Below are 25,061 nucleotides of genomic sequence, written 5' to 3'. Positions count from 1 at the left end.
CCTTTCCTTCACGCGACTGCTGACATCCGTCATGCCCCCTCCTCCCGTCGAGCGCGGCGGAGCCGGAGATGACGATCATCCGTCGGTGTCCGGCCTAGAGCACCAGCCCGCTGGCTCTCACCACGCGTCGTTCAATGGCGCCTTCCAGCGTCTCGCGGCGGGTTCCCGCCAGCGTGACCCGCGACTTGGCCCGCGTGATGCCGGTGTAGACCAGCTCGCGGGTCAGAATCGGGTTGGCGCCCTCAGGCAACACGAATAACACATGGCGGAACTCGGAACCCTGCGACTTGTGGACCGTCATCGCGAAGACCGTCTCCACCGCCTCGAGGCGTGACGGCAATACCGCGCGCACGCCACGGTGGAAGCGCTGGATGTCGGTGTCCTGCCCATCACGCTCGGTGTCTGGCGTCGCCTCCTCCTCGACCGGGAAGAACACGCGCAGACGCTCCCCGGCGGCGGGGTCCGGCAGGGTGATGCCGACATCGCCGTTGTAGAGCCCCAGCGCGCGGTCGTTGCGCGTCACCATCACCGGGCGACCGGCGTACCAGCCGCGCTCGTCGGCGATCAGGCCGCGCCGCATCAGCACCCGCGCCACACGCTGGTTGAGGCCATCGACGCCGTAGGGGCCACGGCGCAACGCGCACAGCAGCTGGAACTCGAGCAGCAGGTCGATCACCTCACGCGCCGGGCGCCGCTCACGCACGGCCTCCAGCGCCGGGCGGTAGCCGTTGACTACCAGCTTCTCGAGATCGCGGTCCTCCGGGCCACTGAGCTTGAGCCAGGCGATGTCGCGATAACCGGCCTTCCAGACATCGCGCAGCGCCTGACGATCCCCGGCGTTGCTGGCGCGAGCCAGGGCGCCGATGCCACTGTCGGCAGAGAAGCGATAGCTCTTCTGCAGCACCACCACGTGATCGGCGAGTCGGCCGCGCGTCGCTGATGTTTCCTCCAAGTCCTGGCCATCAGGCACGGCGATGGCCTGCTCCAGCGTTTCGCCGGTCAGGCGAGTGAGATCTTCACACAGCGCCGGTGAGTAGCGCGGCGGCAACGCATGCTCGCAGAGATCGCCCAGCACGGCGCCGGCTTCCACCGAGGCCAGCTGGTCCTTGTCGCCGAGCAGAATCAGGCGGGCGTGGGCGGGCAGCGCGCCGAGCAGGGCGGCCATCAGGTCGAGATCGACCATCGAGGCCTCATCCACCACCAGCAGATCCAGCGCCAGCGGGTTGCCGGCGTGATGGCGGAAGTGACGCGAATCCGGCCGTGCGCCCAGCAGGCGGTGCACGGTGCTTGCCTCGCGCGGGATGGCGGCGCGTACCGCGTCTGGCACCTCGAGCTTCGCCACCGCCCCCCGGATCGACTCCGACAGCCGCGCCGCCGCCTTGCCGGTCGGGGCGACCAGGCGGATATCCAGCGCCCGCCGCTCGTGCGATTGGGCTGTCTCTTCGCTCTCCAGCTCGCCCTCTGCATCGTCAGCGCCACCCGCCAGCGCCTGAGCCTGCAACAGCGCCAACAGGCGCGTGACGGTGGTGGTCTTGCCGGTGCCGGGGCCGCCGGAGATCACCGTCAGGCGCTGACGCAACGCCAGGGCGCAGGCCAGCTTCTGCCAGTCCGGCTCGCCGTGCGGGTCCGGCTGATTGCTGGCGAACAGCTCGCGCAGACGTTCGCCCAGCGCATCGCTGACCCGCGTCTCGCCCTCCTCGCTCGGCCCCATCCGCGCACGCAACCCCGCCGCGACCTCACGCTCGGCCTGCCAGTAACGGCGCAGGTAGAGGCGCTCGCCCACCAGCACCAGCGGGCGCAGCGGCAGATGGCCTGCTGGGGAGTCGGCCTGCGCCAGTACGCTGACCAGCCGCGATGCCGCCAGTTGCTCGGCCCAGCGGCCGGCATCGAGATCCGCCAGGAAGGCCTCCGGCAGGGCCACGCTGACCTCGGCCAGATGCGCCTCGGACTGCTCCAGCGGCGGCAGCGACAGGGTCGCGCGTGGCTCGGCCAGTGCCCGCGACAGCGACAGGCACACATGCCCGCGCCCCAGCTGGTGGCTGGCCAGTGCGGCCGCCAGCAATACGCTGGCCGGGGCCTCCGGCACATGGCGCGCCATGAAGCGCACCAGATGGGCATCGACGCGCCGCAGCCAGCCCAGCTCCACCCACAGGCCGAGCGTGGCGAGCAGGGTGTCGGCAGTCGGGGCGTCAGGGGCAGCGCTGAGCTGCTGCGTTGGCACAGACATGGTGTCAGACATCGAAGGCCCCCTGCTGGCCGCTTTGGGTGAGTGGCGAGGTATCGGTGGTGTTGAGGAGCAGGCTGTCCAGTGCGGAGCTGTCGCCGCCCAGCCAGAGATCCAGCGCCTCGATCAGCGCCTGTGATGGCCGGCGCTGGAAGACACCGGGCGTCGCCATATTGCCCAGATCATGTGCCTCATCCACCGCAAGCGCGGGTGAGTCACCGCCGGCATCCAGGCCACGCAGGAAGACATACAGCACCCCGCCCATGCAGCGCTCGTAATCGTAGTCCTCACCGAGGCGCGCCTTGAGCAGACGATGCAGCGCGAGGGTGTAGAGCACGTATTGCAGGTCGTAGCGGTGCTCGACCATGGCGCGGGCCAGCGACTCGCCAAGATAATCCTCGGGGCGCTCGCCCAGATAGTTGGACTTCCAGTCCAGCACGTACCAGCGGCCGCCGGACTGGAAGGTCAGATCGATGAAGCCCTTGAGCATGCCGTGCATGCGGCGTGGCGCGAGCCTGGGCCGCGAGCGCGGCAGCGGTTCCAGCGCGGTGACCACGGCATCCAGCGGCAGACTGCGTGCGTGCACGGCCGGCAGCCAGAATTCCAGCTCCGGCAGCCAGGCCTCCAGCCGGTTGAGCAGGATAGGCTCGCCCTCGAAGCCCTGCAGCGGGCGGGTCAGCGCCTGCTCCAGCCAGTCGGTGAGGCGCGGCTGCCAACTGGCATCGAAGCCACCGAAATGCAGCCGTGAGCCCACCAGCCGTTCAAGCTCGCCGCGATAGTCATCCGCGCCGAGGCGATCGAGATCCACCGCCTCCAGCAGACCATGCAGGAAGGTCCCCGGGCGCGGTCCGCGCGGGAAATCATGCAGATGGATCTCGCCCACCGTCATCGGCAGGCCACCGGCCAGCAGCGGGCCGGACTGCCCCGCCACCTCGCGGTCTGGGCGGGTCAGACCCTGCTCGCCCTCTTCCAGCGCGATCTCGGTGGCGCCCTCGGGCACGCGGTCATCCGCGGCATCGGCGGTGTCTTCCAGCGCCGCCGTCACCTGACGGGCATCGGTGAGCAAGGCAGTGTAGGAGGCGATCCACCAGTCATCCTCGATACCGCCCGCGAAGTGGCGCGCGCCGTGGAAGTGCTGATCGCGCTCCGCCGGGGGCTGATATTCATGGCCTACTGGTGCGGGCAGGCCGGAAACGCGCGCCAGGCCGGCAGACTGCTGATCACACCAGCCGTGCAGCGCGGCCTCGATGGCGCTGGCCTCGATATCCGGGGTGTCACTCAGGCCGAGCAGGTAGCCGACGGCGGTGGACGGCAGGCTCAGCTGCTTGCTGAAACCGCCCTTGCCGATGGGCGCCAGCCCCAGCCAGCAGGCGAACTTGGGACGCGTCAGCGCCACGTAGAGCAGACGCACATCTTCCATCAGCCGTGCATGATCGGCCGCCGCGATGGCCTCCCTGGAGGGCTTCTTGACCAGAATACTGTCATCGAGAGCGTCATCCTCCTGATCGACTCTCCGAGCAGGCACTTCCTCGTTATCGTCTTCCTCGTCATCGCCTCCCTCGTCATCACCTTCCACGTCAGCCGAAGCCAGCCAGCGCTGCTTGAGGGTCAGCAGGCCGAAATTTTTGTCCGGCTCGGCCGCGCGGAAGCTGGCCATGAACGGCAGCAGCACGATGGGATACTCAAGCCCCTTGGACTTGTGGATGGTGACGACACGCACCAGCCCCTCGTCACTTTCCAGCCGCTGACTGAGGCTGTCGCTGTCCAGCGCTTCATGGCCGGATTCCAGCGCCTGATGCCACCAGCGCAGCAACGCCTGCTCGCCATCGAGGCGCTGGGCAGCATTCTGGGCCAGCTCGCCAAGGTGCAGCACATCCGTCAGGGCGCGCTCGCCCCCGGCACGCGCCGCCAACCGCTCCCCGACCCGGAAGTCGCGCATCACGCCGCGCAGCATCGGCAACACGCCGCGCCGCTGCCAGTCGCGGTGATAGCCATCGAAGCGCTCGACTTCACGCTCCCAGGCCAGCTCATCCACCGCGAGGCGTTCGACCAGCGAGAGATCCTCGGCCAGCAGCCGCGTCGCCAGCGCCGCGCGCAGACGGCGGTCATCACGCGGATGGGCCACGGCCTCGAACAGCTGCAGCAGTTCGAAGGCCTCCGGCGTGTCGAATACCGAGCTCTTCTCGCTCAGATAGACGCTGCGAATGCCGCCTTCGGCCAGCGCGCCACGCACCGCCGCAGCCTCGCGGCCGTTGCGCACCAGCACGGCGATATCGCTGGCGGCCACGCCACGTGGCGTCGCATCGCCTCCGTCCATGAACACCAGCCCCGGCTCGCCCGCCGCCAGACGCTGCTGTCCTTCGAGCAAGGCCTGGATCTGGGCGCGACAGGCACCACTCATGGCACGGCGGTGGTCATCGGCGCTCAGACGCTCACCGCTGGCCCACCACAGATTCAGCGCGCAGGTGGCCTCTTCGCGGCCATCCGGATGACGCAGCACCAGCCGGGTGCGCGTGCCCTGGGCCTCGACCGGCTGGAAGGGAATGTCCTCACTGCCGAAGGGCGCCTGATGCTGGGCGAACAGGGCATTCACCGCGGACACCATCGCGGCGCTGGAGCGGAAGTTGCGCGGCAGGGTGAAGCGCGAGCTGGTGACCTTGCGCGCCGCCAGATAGGTGTCGATATCGGCGCCGCGGAAGGCATAGATGGCCTGCTTGGGGTCACCGATCATCAACAGCGTGCTTGGCGCCTCGCCAGCATCGTTGCCGACATCACTGCTGAAGGCATCGTCGTCGGTCGGGCCATCGCCCGCCGTCTGCGGATAGATGCGCCGGAAGATGCGGTACTGGACCGGGTCGGTGTCCTGGAATTCGTCGATCATCGCCACCGGCAGCTCCTGACGGATCTGGCGCGCCAGACGCTGGCTGGCCTCGCCATTGAGCGTCGGGTCCAGCGCGTGATCGAGATCATTGAGCAGGTCCGAGAATTCCCACAGCCCGAGGCGGCGCTTCTCGCAGATCAGGGCGCGGGCGACGCTGTCACGCGCATGCACGGCGACCTGATCCAGCAGCACGGCGTCCGGGGCGGGCACCTCGGCCAGCATGTCCAGCGCCGCGAAGAAGGGATGGCGCGGCGTATGGCAGTTCTTCTTGGTGCCCTTCTCGAGCTTGGCCTGACTCAGCCAGCACAGCTTCTTGCTGTCGAGCATGTCAGCGGCGAAGTCGTGCTCGCCGCTGGCAAGCCAGGCGGCCGTCGCCGCCAGGCGAGGCTCGAGTTCGGCCTCCTTGTAGCTGTTGCCGTTGAGGGCCTTGCTGGCGAAGGCCTCACCCATCACCGCGCGGATGGCCGCCTCATCGAAACTTTCCTCGACGGCGCGCCGAGCGGCCTCCTGCTGCTGACGCCACTGTTCGGCATTGCCGAGCAGCTCGCTCAGGTCATGCGGGGCCTCAAGACATTCGCCGTCGCGGTACAGCGGGCGCGGCGTGCCATCCCGCAGCAGGCCACGCAGCTCTTCTCCCAAAGCGTCAGGCCCGGCCCAACGCCCACGGATCAACGCCTGCCATTCGCGGGCCAGCGGATAGAACTCGCAGCGCCAGTAATCCTCGACGCAGCGCGCCAGCAGCGACTGGCCGTCCTGCAACAGCTCGGCGCCGAAGCGCCCGCCGGCATCGAAGGCATGTCGACTGAGCATGCGCTGACAGAAGCCGTGGATGGTGAAGATGGCGGCGTCATCCATCAGGCGCGCGGCCTGATCGAGGCGCCGTGCCGCGGCAGCCTTGAGGCGCGCTGCGTCCTCGGCGGGTGATGGTGTCAGCAGCGGCGCGAGCAACTTGGCCAGCACCGGATCAGGACTGGCACGCTCCAGCAGCGCCTCACGCGCCTGCTTGAGGCGCGCCCGAATGCGGTCTCTAAGCTCTGCGGTGGCGGCTTCGGTGAAGGTCACCACCAGTATCTCCGGCGGCGTCAGCGGGCGCGGATAGCAGACGCCCGCGTCCTGGCCGGGCAAGGGCCCGAGCACCAGCCGCACGTAGAGCGCGGCGAGGGTGAAGGTCTTGCCGGTGCCGGCACTCGCCTCGATCAGGTGCTGACCGAGCAGCGGCAGCGTCGGAATATCGAGGGCCTGGCCCTGCACGCCTTGATCCATCTCGTCACTCATTGCCGCTTCCTTGTCCTGAGCGATGCCACTCCTCACGCCACTCTCCACACCGCGCATGTCTTCCACTCTGGTATCGCTCATGACGTCGCCTTCCCGGTGGCAAGCTCCACCGCGCGTTCGCCGAGAATGCCCTGCCGCACACCGATCATGCTCTCGATCAGTGGCTGATAGAGCTGCACGCTGTTGAGCACGCCGCCGGCCTGTGCAAAGGCCTCGAACTCCGGCCACAGCTCGCCCAGCGCGCCTTCCTGACGCCTGAGCGCCTGGGGGCCCTTGAAGATGTCTTCGCTGAAGCGGGTTTCCATGGCGCGCGTCAGACTCTCACCAAGCCAGGGCTTGTGAATGGCCCCGAGCGCCGTCTCAAGGTTTGCGCTGCCGTCAGCGGCCTGCGCCTTGAGCGCACCGAACAGGGCATTGCGATCCTCCTCGCCCACCACCTCCCAGAGCGTGGTCGCCAGTTCCAGCGCGGCCGCCAGCGGCGCCTGCCAGCCCTGGGCATAGGCCTTGACGAGATGGCGCAGCGCGGCCTCGGCCTGCTCGATGCGCAGCGCGGGAAACAGCAGCCAGCGGTCCTCGAACACCGCAAGCCACTGATAGCCTTCACGGCTTGCGCCCTGATCACCTGCCACTTCCCCGAGGCCGGGACGCACGTTGGCCATCAGCCAGTCCAGATAGCCGGCCAGCAGCCGATGCGGCTTGCCGAGCTTCTTGTAGCGCCCTTCCTTGCCGGGCTTGAGGGTACCGAAGTGGGTCGCCTCCAGCGTGGCCAGCAGGCGGCTTTCGCCCTCGGCGTCATCGCGCAGCTGCTGACGGCTGACCAGACGCGTGGTGAGGGTCACGCGCAGCATCTCACCGCCCTCATCCTGCATGATCAGCGGTACCTCGAGGGTGCGCGGCGGCAGCGAGATGGCATCGCTGAGCTGGTCACGCCAGCTGGCCAACTGCTGATCGAGGCGCTTGAGGCGCGGTTCGATCAAGGCATCGGCAAAGCCTAGCGCCGGCAGCCGCCCGGCCCGGCGCAGACGTTCGGCGGCCAGCGGCAGTGACTGCCCGGCAAGCGCGGCGTCCAGCAGCTCGCGGGTCAGGGTGAAGTTCTCCAGCCCGTCGGGGGCGAAGGGTTCGTTGTCTTCATCCGGCACCTCGGCATCGCGGAAGCGCACGCCGACGCGGTCCAGCCCCAGCTGCCAGGGGCGGCGCAGGAAGCGCGCCAGTGAATCGGCACCGAGGCGCAGATGGGACTCCGGCGCCTGCTCCACCAGCTGCCTCAAGGCAGTCGCTGCCGCCGAATTCGCCTCGGTCTCACTGGGGTTTTCCTGATTCTTTTCAGTTACTTGAGCCTGACCCGCCGCGCGATACAGGCTCGACCAGCTGGCGTCATAGCTGAACAGATCGACGGCCGCCGCCTGGGAGGCATGGAAATAGCGCCGCGAGAACGGCTGCAGCGGGTGCTCGATGATCAGACGCTCACGCAGCGCCGCCTCCCGCGAACGCTTGGCGGAGTGCGGCTGCTCGGGCTCCCAGCCCAGCTCGATGTAATCGAGCAGTTCACCGACCAAAACCGAGGGCGGCCGCTCGCCGTTGTCGCGCTGGTCACGCCCGACCCACGAGATCGACAGGCGGTCCCGCGCCGCCAGCAGCGCCTCCAGGAACAGGTAGCGATCATCGTCGCGGCGTGAACGGTCGCCCGCCTGCGGGCGGCTGGCCATCAGGTCGAAATCCTGCGGCATGCGCACCCGCGGGTAGTCGCCATCGTTCATGCCCAGCAGGTGCACTTCGCGGAAGGGGATCGCACGCATCGGCATCAGGGTGGCGAAGTTGACCCGCCCGGCGAGGAAGCGCTGGGCGAGACCGCCGCTGTCCAGCTCGCCGCGTAGTGCCTCGCGCACCACCTTGAGCGACAGGCAGCCCTCGAAACCGGCCTGCTGCCAGCCCTTGTCGAGGCGTGAGAGCGCCGCCTGCAGGCGCGCCAGAATGTCGAATTCCTCGGCGCTGTCCGGGCTGAGGCTCTCCTCCCACAGCCGCTGCAGCGTGGTGGCCCAATCCGCTGGCGTGCGCGAGGTATCCAGCCAGCGCCGCCAGCGATCCAGGCTCTCGATCAGCTCGCCGACCTTGCCTGCCAGCTCGGCCTCGAGACCGGCCACTTCATCGAAAGGCACCACGCCGTCGAAGCTCAGGCCGTTCATGTCGACAAGGCCGTCCATCAGATCGTCCATCGGAGCGCCATTTTGCTCATCTCCAAGTTCCCCCTGCGCGGGACCGCCGGCCTCCGGGGAGCCGGCCGCCGGGGAGCCGGTGGCGTAGCCCAGCAGCATGCGCTCGAGCCCGAAGCGCCAGCTGTTCTCGTCGAGGGGCATGAAGCCGAGCTGCTCACGGTGCTCGCCGGAGAGTCCCCAGCGCACGCCGCTGTCGGCCAGCCAGCGCCGCAGACGCTCGAGCTCACCCTCCTCGATGGCGAAACGACGCCGGAAGGCGGCGACATCCAGCGCGTCCAGCACCTCGCTGACGCCGAGGCGCCGCTCCGGCAGTTCCAGCAGCATCAGCACCAGCCCGAGCAGCGGATTGGCCTGACTGGCCACGCGGTCGGCGATGGTGAAGGGAATATGGCGCGGATTGCCCGGCGGCAGCTGACCGAACACCGCCTCGATATAGGGGGCATATCGGTCGATGTCGGGCACCATCACCAGGATGTCGCGCGGCCGCAGCGGCTCGCCCTCACCGCGTTTCTCGGCCTCATGGGCGCGCTCGAAGGCCGCCAGCAGGCGGTCATGGAGGATCTCGACCTCGCGCAGCGCCGAGTGGGCGCTGACCAGACTGATGGAGTCGTCATCGGCCGCGAGCACCCGCGGACTGCCCTCGGCCAGGGCGCGCTCGCCGGGGTGGACCAGCTCGAGTATCTCGTCCTGGATCTGCTGCAGCAGCGGCGCCTGCTCGGGTGGGGTGTCCTCGCTGATGCGCGGCACGAAGACGTCCAGCTCGATATCGAAGCCGCTGTCGCGCCCCGACAGCGCGCTCTCGAATTCATACAGGCTGACGATGAAGTCACGCCCCTGTGCGCCAAGCCCTGCCAGCAGCGGGTTGGCCTTGAGGTGCAACTCCTCCTCCGCCAGCCCGATCAGCGCCGGCGCCTCGGGGTGACGGGCACGCTGTTGTGCGAGGCGCTCGCTGTCCATGCGCTGGCTGTCTGCTCGCGAACTGCGCCGCACGGCTTCGCGGTCGGAGACGATATCGCCCCAGTAATGGCGGCAGGGATTGGTGATCATCAGGTAGATGTCCATCACCCCGGACAGCGCATGCAGCGCATCCAGCGTCTGGCCCGGCAACGCCGAGATACCGAACACGAACAGGCGTGGCGGCAGCGGATGACGGCGGGTCGAGGGCAGTGTCTCCAGCGCACGCGCCGCCGCGACGAAGCGACCATGCAGGGCGGCACGGTGATGCTGGCGGCTGCTGGACGGCGCATCGGCCAGCACCGCTCGCCACAGTGCCGGCTGCCACTGCTGGCTGTCCGGCAGGTTGTCGGGCAGCAGATTGGCCGGCAGCTCGCTTGCGGCCTGCTGACGCGCGAAGGCATCCCGGAAGTTGTCGTCTTCAAGCCCGCTCTCCCAACTGCGTACCCACTCGGGGCGATAGTTGAGGTACTGATCGAACAGGTCCGCCAGCTGGCAGGCCAGCTGCCACTGCTGACGCTCGGCCTCGGGGCCTTCGGGCAGCGCTGGCAATGCGTCCTCACCGACCGCCTCGATCAACTGGCCACGCTCGTCGCGACACAGGTAATCCCTGAGCGGCGCATAGCATTCGGCTTGGGATTCATCGGCCAGCAGCCCCGGCAGCAGGCGCAGCAGACGCCAGGCAAGCGGGCCCTTGTCGAAGGGCGACAGTTCCGGAATCTCGTCGCCCAGCACGCCACCCAATACCCCGCGATAGGCGCGCCACACGAAGCTTGAGGGCAGTGGAAAATCCACCGAGGCGGCGATGCCATCGGCCTCGGCCAATGACAATCTCAGCCACTGGGCCATGCCGTTGGACTGGACGAGGAAGGTTTCCGGCACCAGCGGAGGCTGAGGCGCGGCCTTGATCACCTTGAGGGCCAGATCGCGCAGGTCCTCGAGGTGATTGGCGTGAAGAACGGTAAACATGCGGGCATCCTGCTGGGAGTGACAACCCGGCCATCGTGGCCGTGGCAAGCCGCTGCGCGGAAGAGACAATGAATGGCTCTATCCTAGCGTCGCCGTGGCGCCGGCCCAAACGTAAAACGCGCACCGCCCAGAGGGTGATGCGCGTTTTCAGGCAGAGGCAGGCCACAAGGGCCTGCCTCTCATCCTGCGATGCCGGATACGCTGATCAGACGATGCGCATCAGTTCGCGGCCACGCGGGCTGATCGCCAGCCACAGGCCGAGCACCACGCCCATCAGCGACAGCGCCGCCACGTACCAGGTGGGCGACAGCGGCGAGACGGTCATCATCAGCGAGACCAGAATCGGCGTGAAGCCACCGAAGATGGCGTAGGCGACATTGTAGGAGAACGAAAGGCCAGTGAAGCGCACCGCCGGCGGGAAGCCGCGGATCGCGATGCTCGGCACCGCGCCGACGATGCCGACGCTGAAGCCGGTCAGGCAGTAGAGCGGCACCAGCAGGCTGGGGTCTGAGTGCATGGTGGCGAGGAAGACCCAGTAGGTGATGCCCAGCAAGGCGCTCCACAGCACCAGGGTGACGCCGGCGCCGATGCGATCGACCATGTAACCGGAGACGATGCAGCCGACGCACACCGCCACGATCGCCAGACTGTTGGCGGAGAAGGCCGCGGCGCGGCTCAGCCCCTCGAGACCCGCGATCAGGCTCGGCGTCATCAGGATCACGACCACGATGGCAGCGGTCAGAATCCAGGTGACCGCCATCGCCACGGCAATCGCCGGACGCTGTTCCCGCAGGATCATCTTCAAGGGCAGCTCGGCGGCCAGCGCCTTCTTCTGCTGCATCTCGGCGAATACCGGCGTCTCGTGCAACCAGCGACGCAGATAGACCGAGAACAGCCCGAACACGCCGCCGATGATGAACGGAATCCGCCAGGCGAAATCACTGACCTCTTGCGGGGTGTAGACACTGTTGATGGCGCTGGCCATCAGCGAGCCGAGCAGGATGCCCCCCACCAGACCCATCGAGAGCGTGCCGCAGGCCAGACCATTGTGACGCGGTGCGACGTGCTCGCTGACGAACACCCAGGCACCCGGCACCTCACCGCCGACCGCCGCGCCCTGGAACAGACGCAGGATGATCAGCAGCAGCGGCGCCCACATGCCGATGACGGCATAGGTCGGCAGCATGCCCATCAGCAGGGTCGGCAGCGACATCATGAAGATGGACAGCGTGAACATCTTCTTGCGGCCCAGCGTATCGCCGAAGTGGGCCATGATGATGCCACCCAGCGGGCGCGCCAGATAACCGGCGGCGAAGATGCCGAAGGTCTGCACCTGACGCAGCCACTCGGGAATGTCGGGCGGGAAGAACAGCTGGCCGACGACGGTGGCGAAGAACACGAAGATGACGAAGTCATAGAACTCGAGGGCGCCGCCGAGAGCGGACAGACCGAGTACCTTGATGTCACCACGCTTGAGCGAATTTTCGTTGGGCAAATCGTGAGCAGCGGAGGCGGAGCCCGCTGCGGGGACGGAATCGTTCATGGATCTCTGTTTAGCGGGGGCTGGTGTCCAGCGATGGTCAAGGGTGATTCACGCGTCGCACATCTTGTCTTGGAGGCTTTCAGTCGGGGAGACATCATCCTGTCGAAAGACATCATCCAACCGAGAGACATCATCGATCACGGAGCGGAAGTCGTGCTGATGATGACTGAAAGCGCCGGGGTTGCCCCGGAGGCGTGGCGATCATGCGGAATCCTGCCAGCGTACGACGCATCACTGTATTGCAAAAAACACAATACAGATCGATGCAATCATGCGTCTCATGTATCGCGTCCAGAGTAGCAAAGGCGACCTTGGCTGGGTAGCGTTCGCTCACTGTTTGGCAGGGGTCTTGCGGGAAATCACGCCGACCTTGCCAAGAGTTGGCATGAAAAACCCCGGCGCCTCGACAAGGCGGACCGGGGTGGTGGACGTCATCCTGTGCAGTTCAAGCAATGAGGGATGTGGTGGGTGTCATGCGGTGAGTCATCTTCCCGCGCCTGCCGAGCGACTCCCGAGACCTGGGTTCAAGCTCAGGTTCAGGTTCATCGACAAGCGTCAGCTGCAGTAGCCCCAGCCTTCCAGGCGCTGACGAATGTCCTCGACCCGCTGGCGGTTCTTGCCGAGATCGGAATGCCCTCTGCGCGAGACGCTGCGCACATGGCAGACCCCCTCCTCTTCATTGCAGACGATTTCCACATCATCGACGAAGCCCAGCACGGGGGTGTGGAACTCGGCGTGCAGATAGCCGCCATCTTCGCTGACGATTTCAGCATGACCCATCGATTCTATGATGCCGTGCAACTTCTCCATCGCACTGACGCAGCAATCCTGCGGCATCGGGAGTGGCGCGACATAATGCTTGCTGTCAGTGGCCTGGGAACTGACCCCGTTGGGGGTGCTGGGGGCCGGAGCCAGCATGCCATCATGCAGGCCGAGATTGTCGGGACGAGGTGAAGCAAAAAGACCTTGGCGCATTTCGAATCCTTCCTGTCATCTCTGGGCGTCGGTAACAGCATCCTCTATCACCAGCCTGATTGTTATCCAAGTCAGCTTGAAGACGTTGCGAAGACTGTGCGCAAGAAAGCCCCATGCGGGCTTCTCCGCTGATGTGGTTCGCTTGAGACAACTCCCACACGCTGCCATCGCGTGGGCTTGTCGGTGAATGACAAGGGCCTCGACTTTCAGCGTAGCGACTTTTGTCGATTTTGCCCGTGGAAGGCCTTGATCCAGATCATCTGCCTGATAATGCGCCGCACCTTGAGCGGCTTGAGGCCGCGCCCTCTTCCGCCCCAGCGAAGCCAGACCGTACACTGGGCAGCATTTCACCCGGCCCGGCTTGCCCCAGCCGCAGCCCCAGCCGCCGGCCAGACGACTTCGCAAGGACCCCATCGTGAGCTTCCGCTTTCTGCACACTTCCGACTGGCATCTCGGCCAGAGCTTTCACGGCCAGAGCCGTCACGTCGAGCATGCTGCCTTTCTCGACTGGCTGCTCGGGCAGCTCAAGACTCTGGCGCCGGATGCGCTGCTGATCGCCGGAGACCTGTTCGATGTGGTCAACCCGAGCCTGGCCGCCCAAGAGCTGCTCTACGACTTCATCGTGCGCGCCCACGAGCAGGACGCGGCGCTGGAGATCGTGATGATCGCCGGCAATCACGATTCCGGCTCGCGCATCGAGCTGCCGGCCGCGCTGCTGGCACGTCTCAAGACCCATGCGCTGGGACGCGTGCGCTGGGTGGATGACTCCGCCGACGGCGGCGATGCCCACAGTCTCGACTGCCAGCATCTGCTGGTGCCCCTGCATGATCGTGATGGCAAGCGCCGCGCCCTGTGTCTGGCGGTGCCCTTCCTGCGCCCGGCCGAGGTCACCGGCCTGAGCAGCGGCGAGCAAGCCGAGCAGGAAGGAGAAGCAGCAGGCAAGGCCGAACGCACCCGCAGCGAGGCCTACCGCGACGGCGTGGCCCGCGTGCACCAGCAGCTGGTCAGTGCTGCGCGCGCCGCCCGCCAGCCCGGCGAGGCGCTGATCGCCATGGGCCATGCCCACATGCGTGACGGCGAGGTGTCCGAGAACAGCGAGCGCCCGATCCTGATGGGTGGCGAAGAGGCGCTCTCGACCAGCCTGTTCCCCGACGACATCGCCTATGTGGCGCTGGGCCACCTGCATCGCCCGCAACGCGTGGGCGGCGAGGAGCGCATCCGCTATTGCGGCACGCCGCTGGCGATGGACTTCTCCGAGGTCGACTACGGTCACCGCATCCTCGATGTCACGCTCAGCAATGAAAGCCTGGAGAAGGTCGAGGAGCATCGCGTGCCCTGCCATGTCGCGCTCACGCGCGTCGGGCCTGCGCCACTGGCCGAGATCACCACTCAACTCACGGCGCTGGTCGCCGAGGCGCAGGCGAATCTCGAGCCGACACGCTGGCCGTGGCTGGAAGTGACCGTGCAGCTGGAAGCCCCGCTGATCGACCTGCGCGCCCGTATCGAGGCACTGCTGGAAGGCGCGCCGCTACGTCTGATCAAGCTGGTCACCCGCTACCCGGCGCCCAGCGCCGAGCTTCGCGCGCCGAAGGGCGTGAAGCTCGATGAGCTGGGGCCGATGGGGCTGTTCGAGCGTCACTATCGCGCCACCTATGACAATGAGCCGGACCCGACGCTGATCGAGGATTTCGCCCAGCTGCTCGAGGAAGTCGAGGCCGCGTGCGAGACGCGCCTCGAAGGCGAGCCGGCCACCCGGCCCGCTCGCAAGGCCGACAAGGCGGCTTCGATAGACAAGACTGGCACGGCAGACAAGGCCAAGGGAGGTCAGGCATGAAGATTCTCGCCCTGCGCCTCGACAACCTGGCGTCGCTGGCCGGCGCACATGAAGTCGACTTCGAGAAGGCGCCGCTGTCCGATGCCGGCCTGTTCGCCATCACCGGTCCCACCGGGGCCGGCAAGAGCACGCTGCTCGATGCCCTGTGTCTGGCGCTCTATGGCACCACGCCGCGCCTGCGCCAGACGCCGAGTGGCGGTCAGCTGGAGGATGTCGGCGAGCATCAGCTGACGCTCAAGGACCCGCGCAGCCTGCTCCGGCGTGGCTGCGGCGAAGGCAAGGCCGAGGTGGATTTCATCGGCCGCGATGGCCTGCGCTATCGCGCCAGCTGGACGGTCAGCCGCGCACGCGGCAAGCCCGGCGGGCGCCTGCAGAATGCCAAGCAACATCTCCAGCTGCTGCCCACCGGCGATGACACCCAGCCGGCTCAGACCCTCAACACCACCAGCAATGACGCCAAGGCGTTGATCATCGACAGGCTGGGGCTCAATTTCGAGCAGTTCACCCGCGCCGTACTGCTGGCGCAGAGCGAGTTCAGCGCCTTCCTGCGTGCCAATGACAATGAACGCTCGGAGTTGCTGGAGAAGCTGACCGATACCGGCCATTACTCCGAGATCTCGATGGCCGCCCATGAGCGCGAGCGCGCCGCCCGCGAGACCGTCAATGAACTGGAGCGCAAGCTGGAGGGCCAGCTGCCGGCCAGCCCACAGGAACGCCAGGCGCTCGAGGAGGAGGTGCGTCTGCGCCAGACGGCCATGACCCGGCTCAGTGAACAGCATGATGCACTGACGGCCTATCACCAGTGGACCACCACGGCGGGCGAGCTCGAACAGGCCCTGCGTCAGGCGCAGCAGGAGCAGACCGAGGCCCACGTCGCCAGCGATGGGCTTTCCCGTCAGCGCGAGCAACTCAGCGCCCTGGAAGCCCTCGCGCCGATTCGCCCTGCCCTGCTGCGCCTCAAGGCGATCGCGCCGCAGCATGCACAGCTGGTCACGCAACTGGCCCAGCTGGAGCAGCAACTCGGCGCCCTGTCGCCCAGGGTTGAGCAGGCCCGGGCCGCCAGGCACACCGCCGATGAACGCATGCAGCGCTGCGATACCTGGCGTGGCGAGCAACTGCCGAAACTTGAAGAGGCACGTCAGGTGGCCTCGCGTCTGGCGCAACAACGCGAAGCACACGCCAGCCAGCAGAGTGAACAGCAACGCCTGCGCGACACGCTCGGCCAACATCAGCAGGAGCTGGAGACTCAGGATCGCCAGCGCCAGCAGCTGGAGCAGCAACTCCAGCAGCTGCAGGCAAGGCTGGTCGACGAGTCCGGCCAGCCGCTGCGCGATGCCGAAGACTATCGTGACCAGCTGCAACGTCAGCGCGATGCACTACTGGAGCTCAAGCCCGTACTCAGCGAGCAGATCAGTGGCCTGGCCCGCCGTGATGAGGTGCAGCAGCGTCTTGTCGAACTGGAGCAGCAACTGCCCCGACAGCAACAGGCGTTGCGGGATGTGACTGCCCGGCAGGTGCAGGCATTGCAGGCCCGTGATCAGGCGCGTCACGAGGAAGACGCCGAGCGCCGCCAGCAGGAGCAGGAGCGTCTGGCGCGCAGCGACAACGTGATGGCGCTGCGCCGCGGGCTGGTCCAGGGCGAGGAGTGTCCGGTGTGCGGCAGCCACGAGCACCCCGCCGCCGACCAGGCCGCACCGGCCGAGGCGCTGATCGCTCAGCTGGAGCAGCAGGCCCGCGAGCGCCTTGACCAGCGCCGCCAGGCCACGGCCACCGCGCAGCAAGCCATGGAGACGGCCAGTCACGAGCACGCCCGCCTCGAGGAGCAGCTCGGCTATCTGCAACAGGAACAGACCCAGCTGCACACGGAGCTGCAACGCCTGCAGCAGCAGGCGCAGAGCTGCCAGACGAACCTGAGCGAGCTTCTGGCCCGGCACTCGCTGTCGGAGCAGCCCCAGCTTGCCCCCTTGCCGCAGCTGCCGGCTGCCCACGCACTGCAACTGATCGAGCAGCGCCTTGGGGAGCTGGACGCCCGCCAGAACACGCTGGTGACGACACTGCGTCAGCTGACGCCGCTGCGTGAGCAACGCCAGGCACTGGCAACACGCCACGCCACGCTGACGACGCAATGCCAGCATGGCGAGGCGCAGCTTCAACAGTGCGAGACGCAGATCACTGCGCTGGCGCGCGAGATCGAGCAACTCAGCGCCACGCTTGCCCAGCAGCTGAGCGCAGACCCCAAGCGACAGCATGCCAGCGTGAGCGACTGGTCCGACTGGATCGAGTCGCTGACCACCCGGATGCGCAACGAACAAGAGGATGCGCGGCAGGCGCTGCAGGAGTTGAGCGACCAGCAACAGCAGCTGACGCAGCAGCAGGCCAACCTGCAGCAACGCCAGACGGAGCTGCGCGAGGAGCAAGACTCGCTCGACCGCGAACGCGCGCATTGGCAGACAGCGAATCCCGGCCTGGATGACGCGCGCATCGCGGAATTGCTGGCCGTCGAGGATCACGAGCTGCAGGCACTGCGCCAGCAACTGCGCAGTGCCCACGAGCGCGTGGCACGCGCGGATGCCCTATGTGAGGAGCGCAATGCGCGCCAGCTCAAACACTGGCAGGCCGCTCGGACCTCCAGCTGGCAGACGGTACTCGAGCAGCTGGCAGCACTCGAACAGCTGGCAGCGCCCGCCGTGGAGACGTCAGGAGCAGGTACCGCTGGAGAAGGTCCGGCGAGAGAAAGCACGGCGAGAGAAGGCAGCGCAGGAGAAGGCACGGCGGGAACGCAAGAGACGGGCGTCATCCGCGCCCAGGCCCAGCAGGCCCTGGCGCTGCATGCTCGCTTGCAGGCTCATGCGCAACCCCCGCAAGAAGATGCCGCTGGTGCGCCGGAGGATGCGCAGCCACAGCCCGAGGAAGACACCCACGCGCTTGGCGAGGCGTTGGCCACTTTGATCGCGGCGCTCAAGACACCGCTCACTGCCGTGCGCGAGGCCCATCAATCGGCGCAGGCGGCGATACTCAATGATGATCAGCGCCGCAGCGGCAGCGCCGAACTTGGCGAGCAGCTGGCCCGCACCCGCGCAGTCCATGAACGCTGGGGCACGCTATCGGAACTGATCGGCAGTGCCAGTGGTGCCAAGTTCCGCACCATCGCCCAGGCCTTCAACCTCGAGCGTCTGATCGAGCATGCCAATCTGCATCTGGCCAATCTGGTTCGTCGCTATCGTCTGGCGCGCGGCGCCAGCCCGCTGGGACTGGTGGTGGTGGATACCGAGATGGGTGACGAGCTGCGCAGCGTGCATTCGCTGTCCGGCGGCGAGACCTTCCTGGTCTCACTGGCGCTGGCGCTGGGCCTGGCGGGCATGGCCTCCGGTGAGCTGCGCATCGAATCGCTGTTCATCGATGAAGGCTTCGGTAGCCTCGACCCGGATTCGCTGGCCCTGGCGATGGAGGCATTGGATGGCCTGCAGGCCAGTGGCCGTCGCGTCGGGGTCATCTCGCATGTGGCCGAGATGCATGAACGCATTCCGGTGCGGATCGCGGTGCGCCCCTCGGGCAACGGCCAGAGCCGACTGGAGATCGAGGGCTAGCGGCGGTCAGGCATCACGAAGCCGCTTGAGGCGGCGGCTGGCGAGCTGGTCCGCCAGTCGGGTCGGCTCGGGCAGCTTGGTCTTGCCCAGACAATGCAGGGTCATCGCCAGCGCCGTGTCCAGATTCATGCGCTGGCCCGGCGAGACGAACACCGGCTTGACCTTCGCGCGTGAGCGCAGCACGGCGCCCAACTGGCTGCGCTGTTCGCGTTTGGGCAGCTCGCTATTCTCGATGATGCCGAGCTCGCCATCCGCCTCACGCACGCGATCGGTCAGCGCGACCCAGTCGCCGCGCTCATCGCCCGGTTCACCATGCTTGCCGCACAGACGCTTCTTGGCCACGCCGAAGGATGGCAGGTCACACCACAGGCCGAGATGCGCCGCCACGCCCAGGCGGCGTGGGTGTGCGATGCCATGGCCGTCCACCATCAGACATTCGGGCGCACGCTCCAGCGACTCGAGGGCGGCGATGGCGGCGGGCAGCTCCCGAAACGACAGCAAGCCCGGTATATACGGCATGCGTGTCGGCTGACGGATCAGCTGCTGCTCGAGGGGCTCCAGCGTCGCCAGATCCAGCGTCACCACCGCCGCGCGTGTCACCTCGCCCCCATCCTCGAAGCCGATATCGACCCCTGTGATGGTCGCTGGCCACTCGCCGGGGCTTGCTCCCCAGGGCGGTGTCAGTGTCAGTCGAGTGGCCATTTCGCGTTGCTTGGCAACGGCGGCGGCAGGGTCGAGATTCCAATCGTGCAGTGCTGTCATCCACTCACTCATGCATTCCCTCTCGGCGGTTGCGGGTCTCTCTCCACCAGATGCTATCGATCGCCCTCACCTTCAAGCTGCTTGCCCAGTGAACGCAGCACCTCCGCCGCCTGATTGCGGAAGGTGTCCAGCCCATTGCCGACCTCCCCCATGCTGCGTTCCAGCTGGCGTGACAGGCGATTGGAAAGCGGCTGGTCCGCGCGGGCCGTCAGCTGCTCCGGCGTCATGTCGAGCACCAGACGGTAACGGATATCGCCGGGGGCCTCAGCCGCCAGCGGGTCACTGACCGCCTCACGGGTAAAGCGCGCGAAGTCGATGCTGGCCGCCTTGTCACCGCCGTCAGGGCGAATCAGCAGGCGATGGATCTGACCACGCGTATCACTGAGCACATCCTCGACCTTGCCCAGCGCCTCGCCCTGCGGTGAGACCACCGGCGCCAGACGCAGGGCCTCCAGCGAGACCAGCGGGACGCGAATCTCCGGCGTGGCGCTACTGGCGGGCATGCCGGACTCGGCGTGGGCCGCACTGAGCGACAGCCAGGGTGTCGCCAGCAGAGCGCACAGCATCAGCTGGCGGGCAGGCGTGGCCTGCAGGCCACGGCGCAAGGCGTCGAGTGAAGAGATCATGTGGGCATCCTCGGGAAATGATGAGCGGTGGAGCTACGCCAGCACAGGATACCAGCCCCGGTGGCGCCTTTCGTCCAGGCACAAAAAAACCGGCACCTCGTGAGAGGTACCGGTCTTTTCAGAAGCCGTGGCCAGCACTGCGATCAGTGCCGGCCCGACTCAGGCCTGATCAGGCGCGACGACGGTCGTCGTTGCCACCTTCACGGCGCTGCGGACGAGCGCCCGCACCGTCTTCTGCCAGTTCCAGCGGACGGCCAGCGACGCGAGCACGCGCCATCTTGGACACGATGCTGGTCGGCAGACCGCTCGGCAGTTCCACGACACTGTGGGTGTTGCGGATGTCGATGCGACCGATGCGTGAACCTTCGATGCCGCCTTCGTTGGCGAGAGCGCCAACCAGCTGGCCCGGCTTGACGCCGTCACGGTGGCCGACGGCCACACGGTAGAGCTTCATGCCTTCACGCGCGACCGGCGCGGAGTTGCGACGCTCACCGCGTTCCGGACGCTCGGTGCGCTCACCGCGCTCGGAACGCTCGTTGCGACGCGCACCCGGCTTCGGCAGAGACTGGATCGGCGTCTCTTCGGCGCGAGCCATCTTGACGAAGACAGCGGCCAGCTCGACCGGATCGTGACCTTCTTCGACCAGGCTCTGGACCAGAGCGCGGTGACCGTTGGAGCTGCTGCCCAGGGCTTCGACGACGCGAGCACGGAAGGCGGCGTCACGGTGACCACGGATCTCTTCTTCGCTCGGCAGCTGGCGTTCAGTGATGCGCTGGCCCAGGGCCTGCTCCATCCAGCGAACCTTGCGCATTTCGCGACCGCTGACGAAGGTGATGGCGCGACCTTCACGACCAGCACGGCCAGTACGGCCAGTACGGTGGACGAAGGATTCGCTGTCACCCGGCAGGTCGTAGTTGAAGACGTGGGTGATACGCGCCACGTCCAGACCACGAGCGGCGACGTCGGTCGCGACCAGCACGTCGACCTTGCCACGCTTCAGGCGAGTCACGGTGCGCTCGCGCAGGGACTGGTCCAGATCACCGGACAGCGCTGCCGCGGAGATACCGCGAGCGATCAGCTGTTCGACGACAGTGGTACAGGCGGCACGAGTACGCACGAAGACGATGGCCGCATCGACGGTCTCGACTTCCAGCAGACGGGACAGCGCTTCGAGCTTGGCGCCGCCTTCGACACGCACCATCATCTGTTCGATGGTGGAAGCGGTACGCGATTCGGACTTGATGGCAACCTTGACCGGATCAACCAGGTAGCGGTTGACGATACGCTCGATCTCGGTCGGCAGCGTCGCGGAGAAGAAGACGCGCTGCGCTTCCTTCGGGGTATCGGCGACGACGCGCTTGACGTCATCGATGAAGCCCATGCGCAGCATCTCATCGGCTTCATCCAGCACGAGGGCTTTCAGGCCGTTCAGGTTCAGGCTCTTGCGGTCCAGGTGGTCGATGACACGACCCGGGGTGCCGACGACAATCTGCGCGCCGCTCTTGAGGCTACGCATCTGCTCGCGGTAGTCCTGACCACCGCAGAGAGTGGCCACTTCCAGGCCACGCATGAACTGACCGTAACGTGTGAAGTTGACGGCGACCTGTTGGGCCAGCTCACGGGTCGGGGCCAGCACGAGAACCTGCGGTTCACGGCGGTCGAGGTCCAGACGGGTCAACAGCGGGAGTGCAAAGGCAGCGGTCTTGCCGGTACCCGTCTGTGCCTGGCCGATCATGTCACGGCCTTCGAGCAGACTCGGGATGGTCTGAGCCTGGATCGGGGACGGAGTTTCGTAGCCCAGCTTCTCGAGAGAGGTCAGGACGGCAGGCAGCAGGGCAAGATCGCTGAAGCGATCGACGACGGAAGTCGTGGTCATGTATATCTCACACCTAAATGGCTACAAGTAAGGCTTGCAGCTGAAGAATGGGTCGGGTTGAACCGACACGAAGCGTAAGGGCTCCGTCTGGCGATGCAGTCAGGCACGAGGCGCTGGCATCATCAGAAAAAACGTACGAGTGCTGGACGTCTTGGCATGGACGGGCCCGGGTTGCTCTGAAGGTGGACGCAATTCCACTTTCAGGCACAACGCTGCGGCGACCGTACAGCAACCAGAGGCTCTTCTACTCAGAGTCTCGGGGCGCTCCATCATGCACACTGTGGACAGGGACGGGTCTTGCATCGCGGCGGCCGGACATCGATCGAATCGAGGGGTCACGGATGGCTGGGGCAAGCTACGCCACGCGGTCCGGGAGGCGCGAAATACCGGCTGATGGCCACAAGAAACGGCGATCACGTCGGGCTCGGCTACTCAGGATGGTGGGTCACTACATGCGAGGAGCTGGCATTCTAGCAGCCTCTCACGCATTCTGCATCCTTTCTTTTGACCTTGGTCGCAGGCCGGCCGCCCTCGGGCAGGCATGCGCCCTGCCATCACGACTCGCTGAACAGCCACCTGACAGGAGCCTGCATGACTGACGCGCAAGACCATGACGCCCCCTCCCCACAACATCCCGCCGAGCATGTCACCACGCTGTGGGTCGACGCCGATGCCTGTCCGCGCGCCGCGCGCGACATCCTGGTGCGCGCGGCGGAACGCACTGCGACCCCCACCTGGTTCGTCGCCAATCATCAGGTGCCGCTGCCGCGCTCGATGCACGTCAAGGCGCTGTCGGTCCCACAAGGGGCCGATGCTGCCGATCAGTTGATCGTCGAGCGCGCCCACCCCGGCGACATGGTGATCACCTCCGACCTGCCGCTGGCGCTGGAGGCGATCGAGAAAGGCGCGCTGGTGATGACGACCCGCGGCGAAGCGCTGGACAGCAACAACATTCGCGCCAAGGTGCAGATGCGCGACTTCATGGAGAGCATGCGCTCCAGCGGCGAGCACACCGGCGGCCCCTCCGCCTATGGCCAGCGCGAGCAACGCGACTTCGGCAATGCACTGGACCGCTGGCTGGCCAAGATCAGACGCCCAACACCGCGCGCCTGACCCAACCACCGCTGCTCGTCATCAACTCGGGCGCCATCAACTCAGGCGCCATCAACTCGGGCGCGATCAGCTCACACTTCAATACCTCAGGCGTGACGACGAATGCCCTGGCCCGGCAGACGCTCGCGGTCATGGGAAGCATCGAGCGCCAGGCTCGGGCCGAGCGGCACGATAGCGGTGGGATTGATGGTCTGCTGACTGGCGTAATAGTGGGTCTTGATATGCGCAAGATCGCAGGTCTCGGCGATGCCAGGCCACTGATACAGCTCGCGCAGATAGTGCGAGAGATTGGGATAGTCGGCGATACGGCGCTGATTGCACTTGAAGTGCCCGAAGTAGACGACATCGAAGCGGATCAGGGTGGTGAACAGGCGGATGTCGGCTTCGGTCAGCCATTCACCGGTGAGATAGCGCGAGTCGGCCAGCCGGCGCTCCAGTGAATCCAGGCACTCGAACAGTGCCGTGAAGTGACGCTCGTAGACCTCCTGCCGCGTGGCGAAGCCGGTCTTGTAGACGCCATTGTTGACCTTGTCATAGACCTCGGCATTGATGGCATCGATCTCGCCGCGCAGGTCTTCGGGATAGAAGTCCAGATCATTGCCGGTCAGCGAATCGAAGGCGTCATTGAAGATGCGCACCAGCTCCGCCGACTCGTTGTTGACGATGCGACCGGTCTGCTTGTCCCACAACGCCGGCACGGTGACACGGCCGGTGTAGTGCGGGTCGGTCAGGGTGTAGAGCTGATGGTGATACCGCACGCCATTGATCGGATCACCGCTGGAGCCTTCTTCCTCGAGATAGCTCCAGCCATGTTCGAGCATCAAGGGGCTGGTGTAGGACATGCCGACCAGCGGCTTGAGCCCCTTGAGAGAGCGCATGATCAGCGCACGATGCGCCCACGGGCAGGCCAGCGAGACGTAGAGATGGAAGCGGTCCGCACTGGCGGGCACGGCCGCTTGTCCCTGCGGCCCTTCGAGCGGGGCATCGGGCGCCACGACCCAATCCCTGAGCCGCGCACTCTCGCGCTTGAATTCACCGCCGGTGCTATCGGTGTCATACCAGCGATCCTGCCACTTGCCGTCGACCAGTAAGCCCATCTTGCACGCTCCTTATATGGCTGAGGGATGCCCCCAGCCTAAGAGTCGAGCGCGACAGCGCAAGCGAATTCACTGCGTGGCAACGATCGAGTTTCTCGAACGATCACGTCACGCGCTCTTCTCAAGCCCTCACGCTTTTCAGACCCTATACGCTTTCAGGAGCGTCGCTCGCTTGCCTCCTGCTCGACGGCAGCGTGCAGCTGCGCCTTCATCGCCCGGACGGCGGGGCCCGCGCGATCATCGTCCGGCAGATAGAGCATCAGCGACACTTCGCGCTCGCCGCCATTGGCCAGCGGCAGTGGCAGCAGCCGCCCCCGGGCCAGAGCCTCGCACATGCGGGAACGGGGCAGCCAGGCGAAGCCCAGTCCGCGTTCGGCAAGATCGACTGACGTGGCCAGGTGGCTCACCGTCCAGCGCGCCTCGGCCTTGAGCCAGCCGGCATCCATGCCGCTGGAACGACTGCTGTCGCGTACCACCAGCTGGCGATGCTGCACGAGATCACGCAGATCCAGCGGCCGCCCGAGGGCGTGCAGCGGGTGCCCCGGCGCCGCCACGGCGATGAAGGTTTCACGCAGCAACGGGGTGCCGAGATGGCCATCCAGCATCAGACCGCTGATCAACAGGTCCGCTTCCTTCTCCTCGAACAGCTCGCGCCCGCCGGTCAGCGTCGTCTCGTGCAGCTGGACACGCACCTGAGGGTAGGCCGTCGAGAAGGCTTCCAGCGCCCGTGCCAGCACATCCGGCGGAAACAGCTGATCCACCGCGATGGCGATCTCGCTCTCCATGCCCGCCGACAACGCATCGGCCACATCCTCGAGTGCCCGCGCATTCTCGATCAGCTGACGCGCCCGGCGCAGCAGCAATTCACCCGCCTCGGTCAGCCGGACATTGCGCCCTACCGGCTCCAGCACCTGCACGCCCAGCAAGGCCTCGAGGCGATGCACGGCATGATTCAGGGTCGAGGGGCTCTTGTGGATCGCGGCCGCCGCGCGCGCGAAGCTGCCGTGGTCCACCACGGCGGCCAGCATCTGCCACTGAGCCAGTGTCACGCGTGACGACATCGGGATTCCTCTTGCAGAACGTACGGAAATGCACGGGGCAATCCTGACATGCCAGACGCAAAAAACCAGAC

Annotated in this window: 13 protein-coding genes; 3 read left to right on the top strand and 10 right to left on the bottom strand. The window is 66.6% G+C overall.

Features of this window, described 5'->3' with window-relative positions:
• Positions 1-94: 94 nt before the first annotated feature.
• The 5 genes from recD to LCW13_RS02480 form a co-directional block, all read right to left on the bottom strand.
• Positions 95-2,227 (bottom strand): exodeoxyribonuclease V subunit alpha, encoded by a 2,133-nt coding sequence (recD, locus tag LCW13_RS02500; RefSeq protein ID WP_225347513.1) that lies wholly within the window; start codon positions 2,225-2,227, stop codon positions 95-97.
• Between the two features lie 4 nt (positions 2,228-2,231).
• Positions 2,232-6,461, bottom strand: coding sequence for an exodeoxyribonuclease V subunit beta (gene recB, locus LCW13_RS02495; protein WP_225347512.1), 4,230 nt, complete (start codon positions 6,459-6,461; stop codon positions 2,232-2,234).
• Positions 6,458-10,516 carry an exodeoxyribonuclease V subunit gamma gene (gene recC / locus LCW13_RS02490; RefSeq protein ID WP_225347511.1) on the bottom strand — a complete coding sequence of 1,353 codons (4,059 nt, stop codon included), beginning with the start codon at positions 10,514-10,516 and terminating at the stop codon, positions 6,458-6,460. Before recC ends, recB begins: the two co-directional genes overlap by 4 nt.
• Before the next feature lie 205 nt (positions 10,517-10,721).
• Positions 10,722-12,059, bottom strand: coding sequence for an MFS transporter (locus LCW13_RS02485; protein WP_052384471.1), 1,338 nt, complete (start codon positions 12,057-12,059; stop codon positions 10,722-10,724).
• Between the two features lie 555 nt (positions 12,060-12,614).
• Positions 12,615-13,034 carry a DUF1499 domain-containing protein gene (locus LCW13_RS02480; RefSeq protein WP_043333122.1) on the bottom strand — a complete coding sequence of 140 codons (420 nt, stop codon included), beginning with the start codon at positions 13,032-13,034 and terminating at the stop codon, positions 12,615-12,617.
• A 415-nt stretch (positions 13,035-13,449) separates the two neighbouring features.
• Between LCW13_RS02480 and LCW13_RS02475 the strand changes: the two genes are divergently transcribed.
• Together LCW13_RS02475 and LCW13_RS02470 are read left to right on the top strand one after the other, a co-directional pair.
• Positions 13,450-14,868 carry an exonuclease SbcCD subunit D C-terminal domain-containing protein gene (locus LCW13_RS02475; RefSeq protein ID WP_225347510.1) on the top strand — a complete coding sequence of 473 codons (1,419 nt, stop codon included), beginning with the start codon at positions 13,450-13,452 and terminating at the stop codon, positions 14,866-14,868.
• On the top strand, positions 14,865-18,455 hold the full coding sequence (locus LCW13_RS02470) for an AAA family ATPase (RefSeq protein ID WP_225347509.1): 3,591 nt from the start codon (positions 14,865-14,867) through the stop codon (positions 18,453-18,455). Before LCW13_RS02475 ends, LCW13_RS02470 begins: the two co-directional genes overlap by 4 nt.
• Before the next feature lie 6 nt (positions 18,456-18,461).
• Here the strand turns inward: LCW13_RS02470 and LCW13_RS02465 are convergent, their stop codons facing one another.
• The 3 genes from LCW13_RS02465 to LCW13_RS02455 all read right to left on the bottom strand — a co-directional run bounded on the left by LCW13_RS02465 (position 18,462) and on the right by LCW13_RS02455 (position 21,719).
• The gene (locus tag LCW13_RS02465; protein WP_225347508.1) at positions 18,462-19,217 is read right to left on the bottom strand and encodes an endonuclease V; all 756 of its coding nucleotides are present in this window, start codon (positions 19,215-19,217) and stop codon (positions 18,462-18,464) included.
• A 53-nt stretch (positions 19,218-19,270) separates the two neighbouring features.
• A complete protein-coding gene (locus tag LCW13_RS02460; RefSeq protein ID WP_225347507.1) occupies positions 19,271-19,843 on the bottom strand; it encodes a hypothetical protein in 573 nt (190 codons plus the stop codon).
• A gap of 169 nt (positions 19,844-20,012) precedes the next feature.
• On the bottom strand, positions 20,013-21,719 hold the full coding sequence (locus LCW13_RS02455) for a DEAD/DEAH box helicase (RefSeq protein ID WP_043333127.1): 1,707 nt from the start codon (positions 21,717-21,719) through the stop codon (positions 20,013-20,015).
• 591 nt (positions 21,720-22,310) lie between these two features.
• On the opposite strand from LCW13_RS02455, the gene LCW13_RS02450 reads away from it, so the two are divergent.
• Positions 22,311-22,832: a YaiI/YqxD family protein gene (locus LCW13_RS02450; RefSeq protein WP_084589335.1), complete on the top strand. Its 522-nt coding sequence runs from the start codon at positions 22,311-22,313 to the stop codon at positions 22,830-22,832.
• A gap of 86 nt (positions 22,833-22,918) precedes the next feature.
• Here the strand turns inward: LCW13_RS02450 and LCW13_RS02445 are convergent, their stop codons facing one another.
• Together LCW13_RS02445 and LCW13_RS02440 are read right to left on the bottom strand one after the other, a co-directional pair.
• Positions 22,919-23,929 (bottom strand): glutathione S-transferase family protein, encoded by a 1,011-nt coding sequence (locus LCW13_RS02445; RefSeq protein WP_225347506.1) that lies wholly within the window; start codon positions 23,927-23,929, stop codon positions 22,919-22,921.
• A gap of 155 nt (positions 23,930-24,084) precedes the next feature.
• Positions 24,085-24,990, bottom strand: a complete 906-nt coding sequence (locus LCW13_RS02440; protein WP_225347505.1) for a LysR family transcriptional regulator — start codon at positions 24,988-24,990, stop codon at positions 24,085-24,087.
• Positions 24,991-25,061: the final 71 nt, after the last annotated feature.

The sequence above is a fragment of the Cobetia amphilecti genome (assembly GCF_020217465.1).
GTDB classification, from domain to species: Bacteria; Pseudomonadota; Gammaproteobacteria; order Pseudomonadales; family Halomonadaceae; genus Cobetia; species Cobetia amphilecti.
The sequence above is the reverse complement of the archived record's forward strand: the minus strand, read 5'-3'. Positions and strand labels throughout refer to the sequence as shown.

What these genes read in the sequence shown, in the direction of transcription:
- recD (WP_225347513.1), bottom strand. Translation starts at nt 2,227, where the DNA reads ATGTCTGTGCCAACGCAGCAGCTCAGCGCTGCCCCTGACGCCCCGACT.
- recB (WP_225347512.1), bottom strand. Translation starts at nt 6,461, where the DNA reads ATGAGCGATACCAGAGTGGAAGACATGCGCGGTGTGGAGAGTGGCGTG.
- recC (WP_225347511.1), bottom strand. Translation starts at nt 10,516, where the DNA reads ATGTTTACCGTTCTTCACGCCAATCACCTCGAGGACCTGCGCGATCTG.
- LCW13_RS02485 (WP_052384471.1), bottom strand. Translation starts at nt 12,059, where the DNA reads ATGAACGATTCCGTCCCCGCAGCGGGCTCCGCCTCCGCTGCTCACGAT.
- LCW13_RS02480 (WP_043333122.1), bottom strand. Translation starts at nt 13,034, where the DNA reads ATGCGCCAAGGTCTTTTTGCTTCACCTCGTCCCGACAATCTCGGCCTG.
- LCW13_RS02470 (WP_225347509.1), top strand. Translation starts at nt 14,865, where the DNA reads ATGAAGATTCTCGCCCTGCGCCTCGACAACCTGGCGTCGCTGGCCGGC.
- LCW13_RS02465 (WP_225347508.1), bottom strand. Translation starts at nt 19,217, where the DNA reads ATGACAGCACTGCACGATTGGAATCTCGACCCTGCCGCCGCCGTTGCC.
- LCW13_RS02460 (WP_225347507.1), bottom strand. Translation starts at nt 19,843, where the DNA reads ATGATCTCTTCACTCGACGCCTTGCGCCGTGGCCTGCAGGCCACGCCT.
- LCW13_RS02455 (WP_043333127.1), bottom strand. Translation starts at nt 21,719, where the DNA reads ATGACCACGACTTCCGTCGTCGATCGCTTCAGCGATCTTGCCCTGCTG.
- LCW13_RS02450 (WP_084589335.1), top strand. Translation starts at nt 22,311, where the DNA reads ATGACTGACGCGCAAGACCATGACGCCCCCTCCCCACAACATCCCGCC.
- LCW13_RS02445 (WP_225347506.1), bottom strand. Translation starts at nt 23,929, where the DNA reads ATGGGCTTACTGGTCGACGGCAAGTGGCAGGATCGCTGGTATGACACC.
- LCW13_RS02440 (WP_225347505.1), bottom strand. Translation starts at nt 24,990, where the DNA reads ATGTCGTCACGCGTGACACTGGCTCAGTGGCAGATGCTGGCCGCCGTG.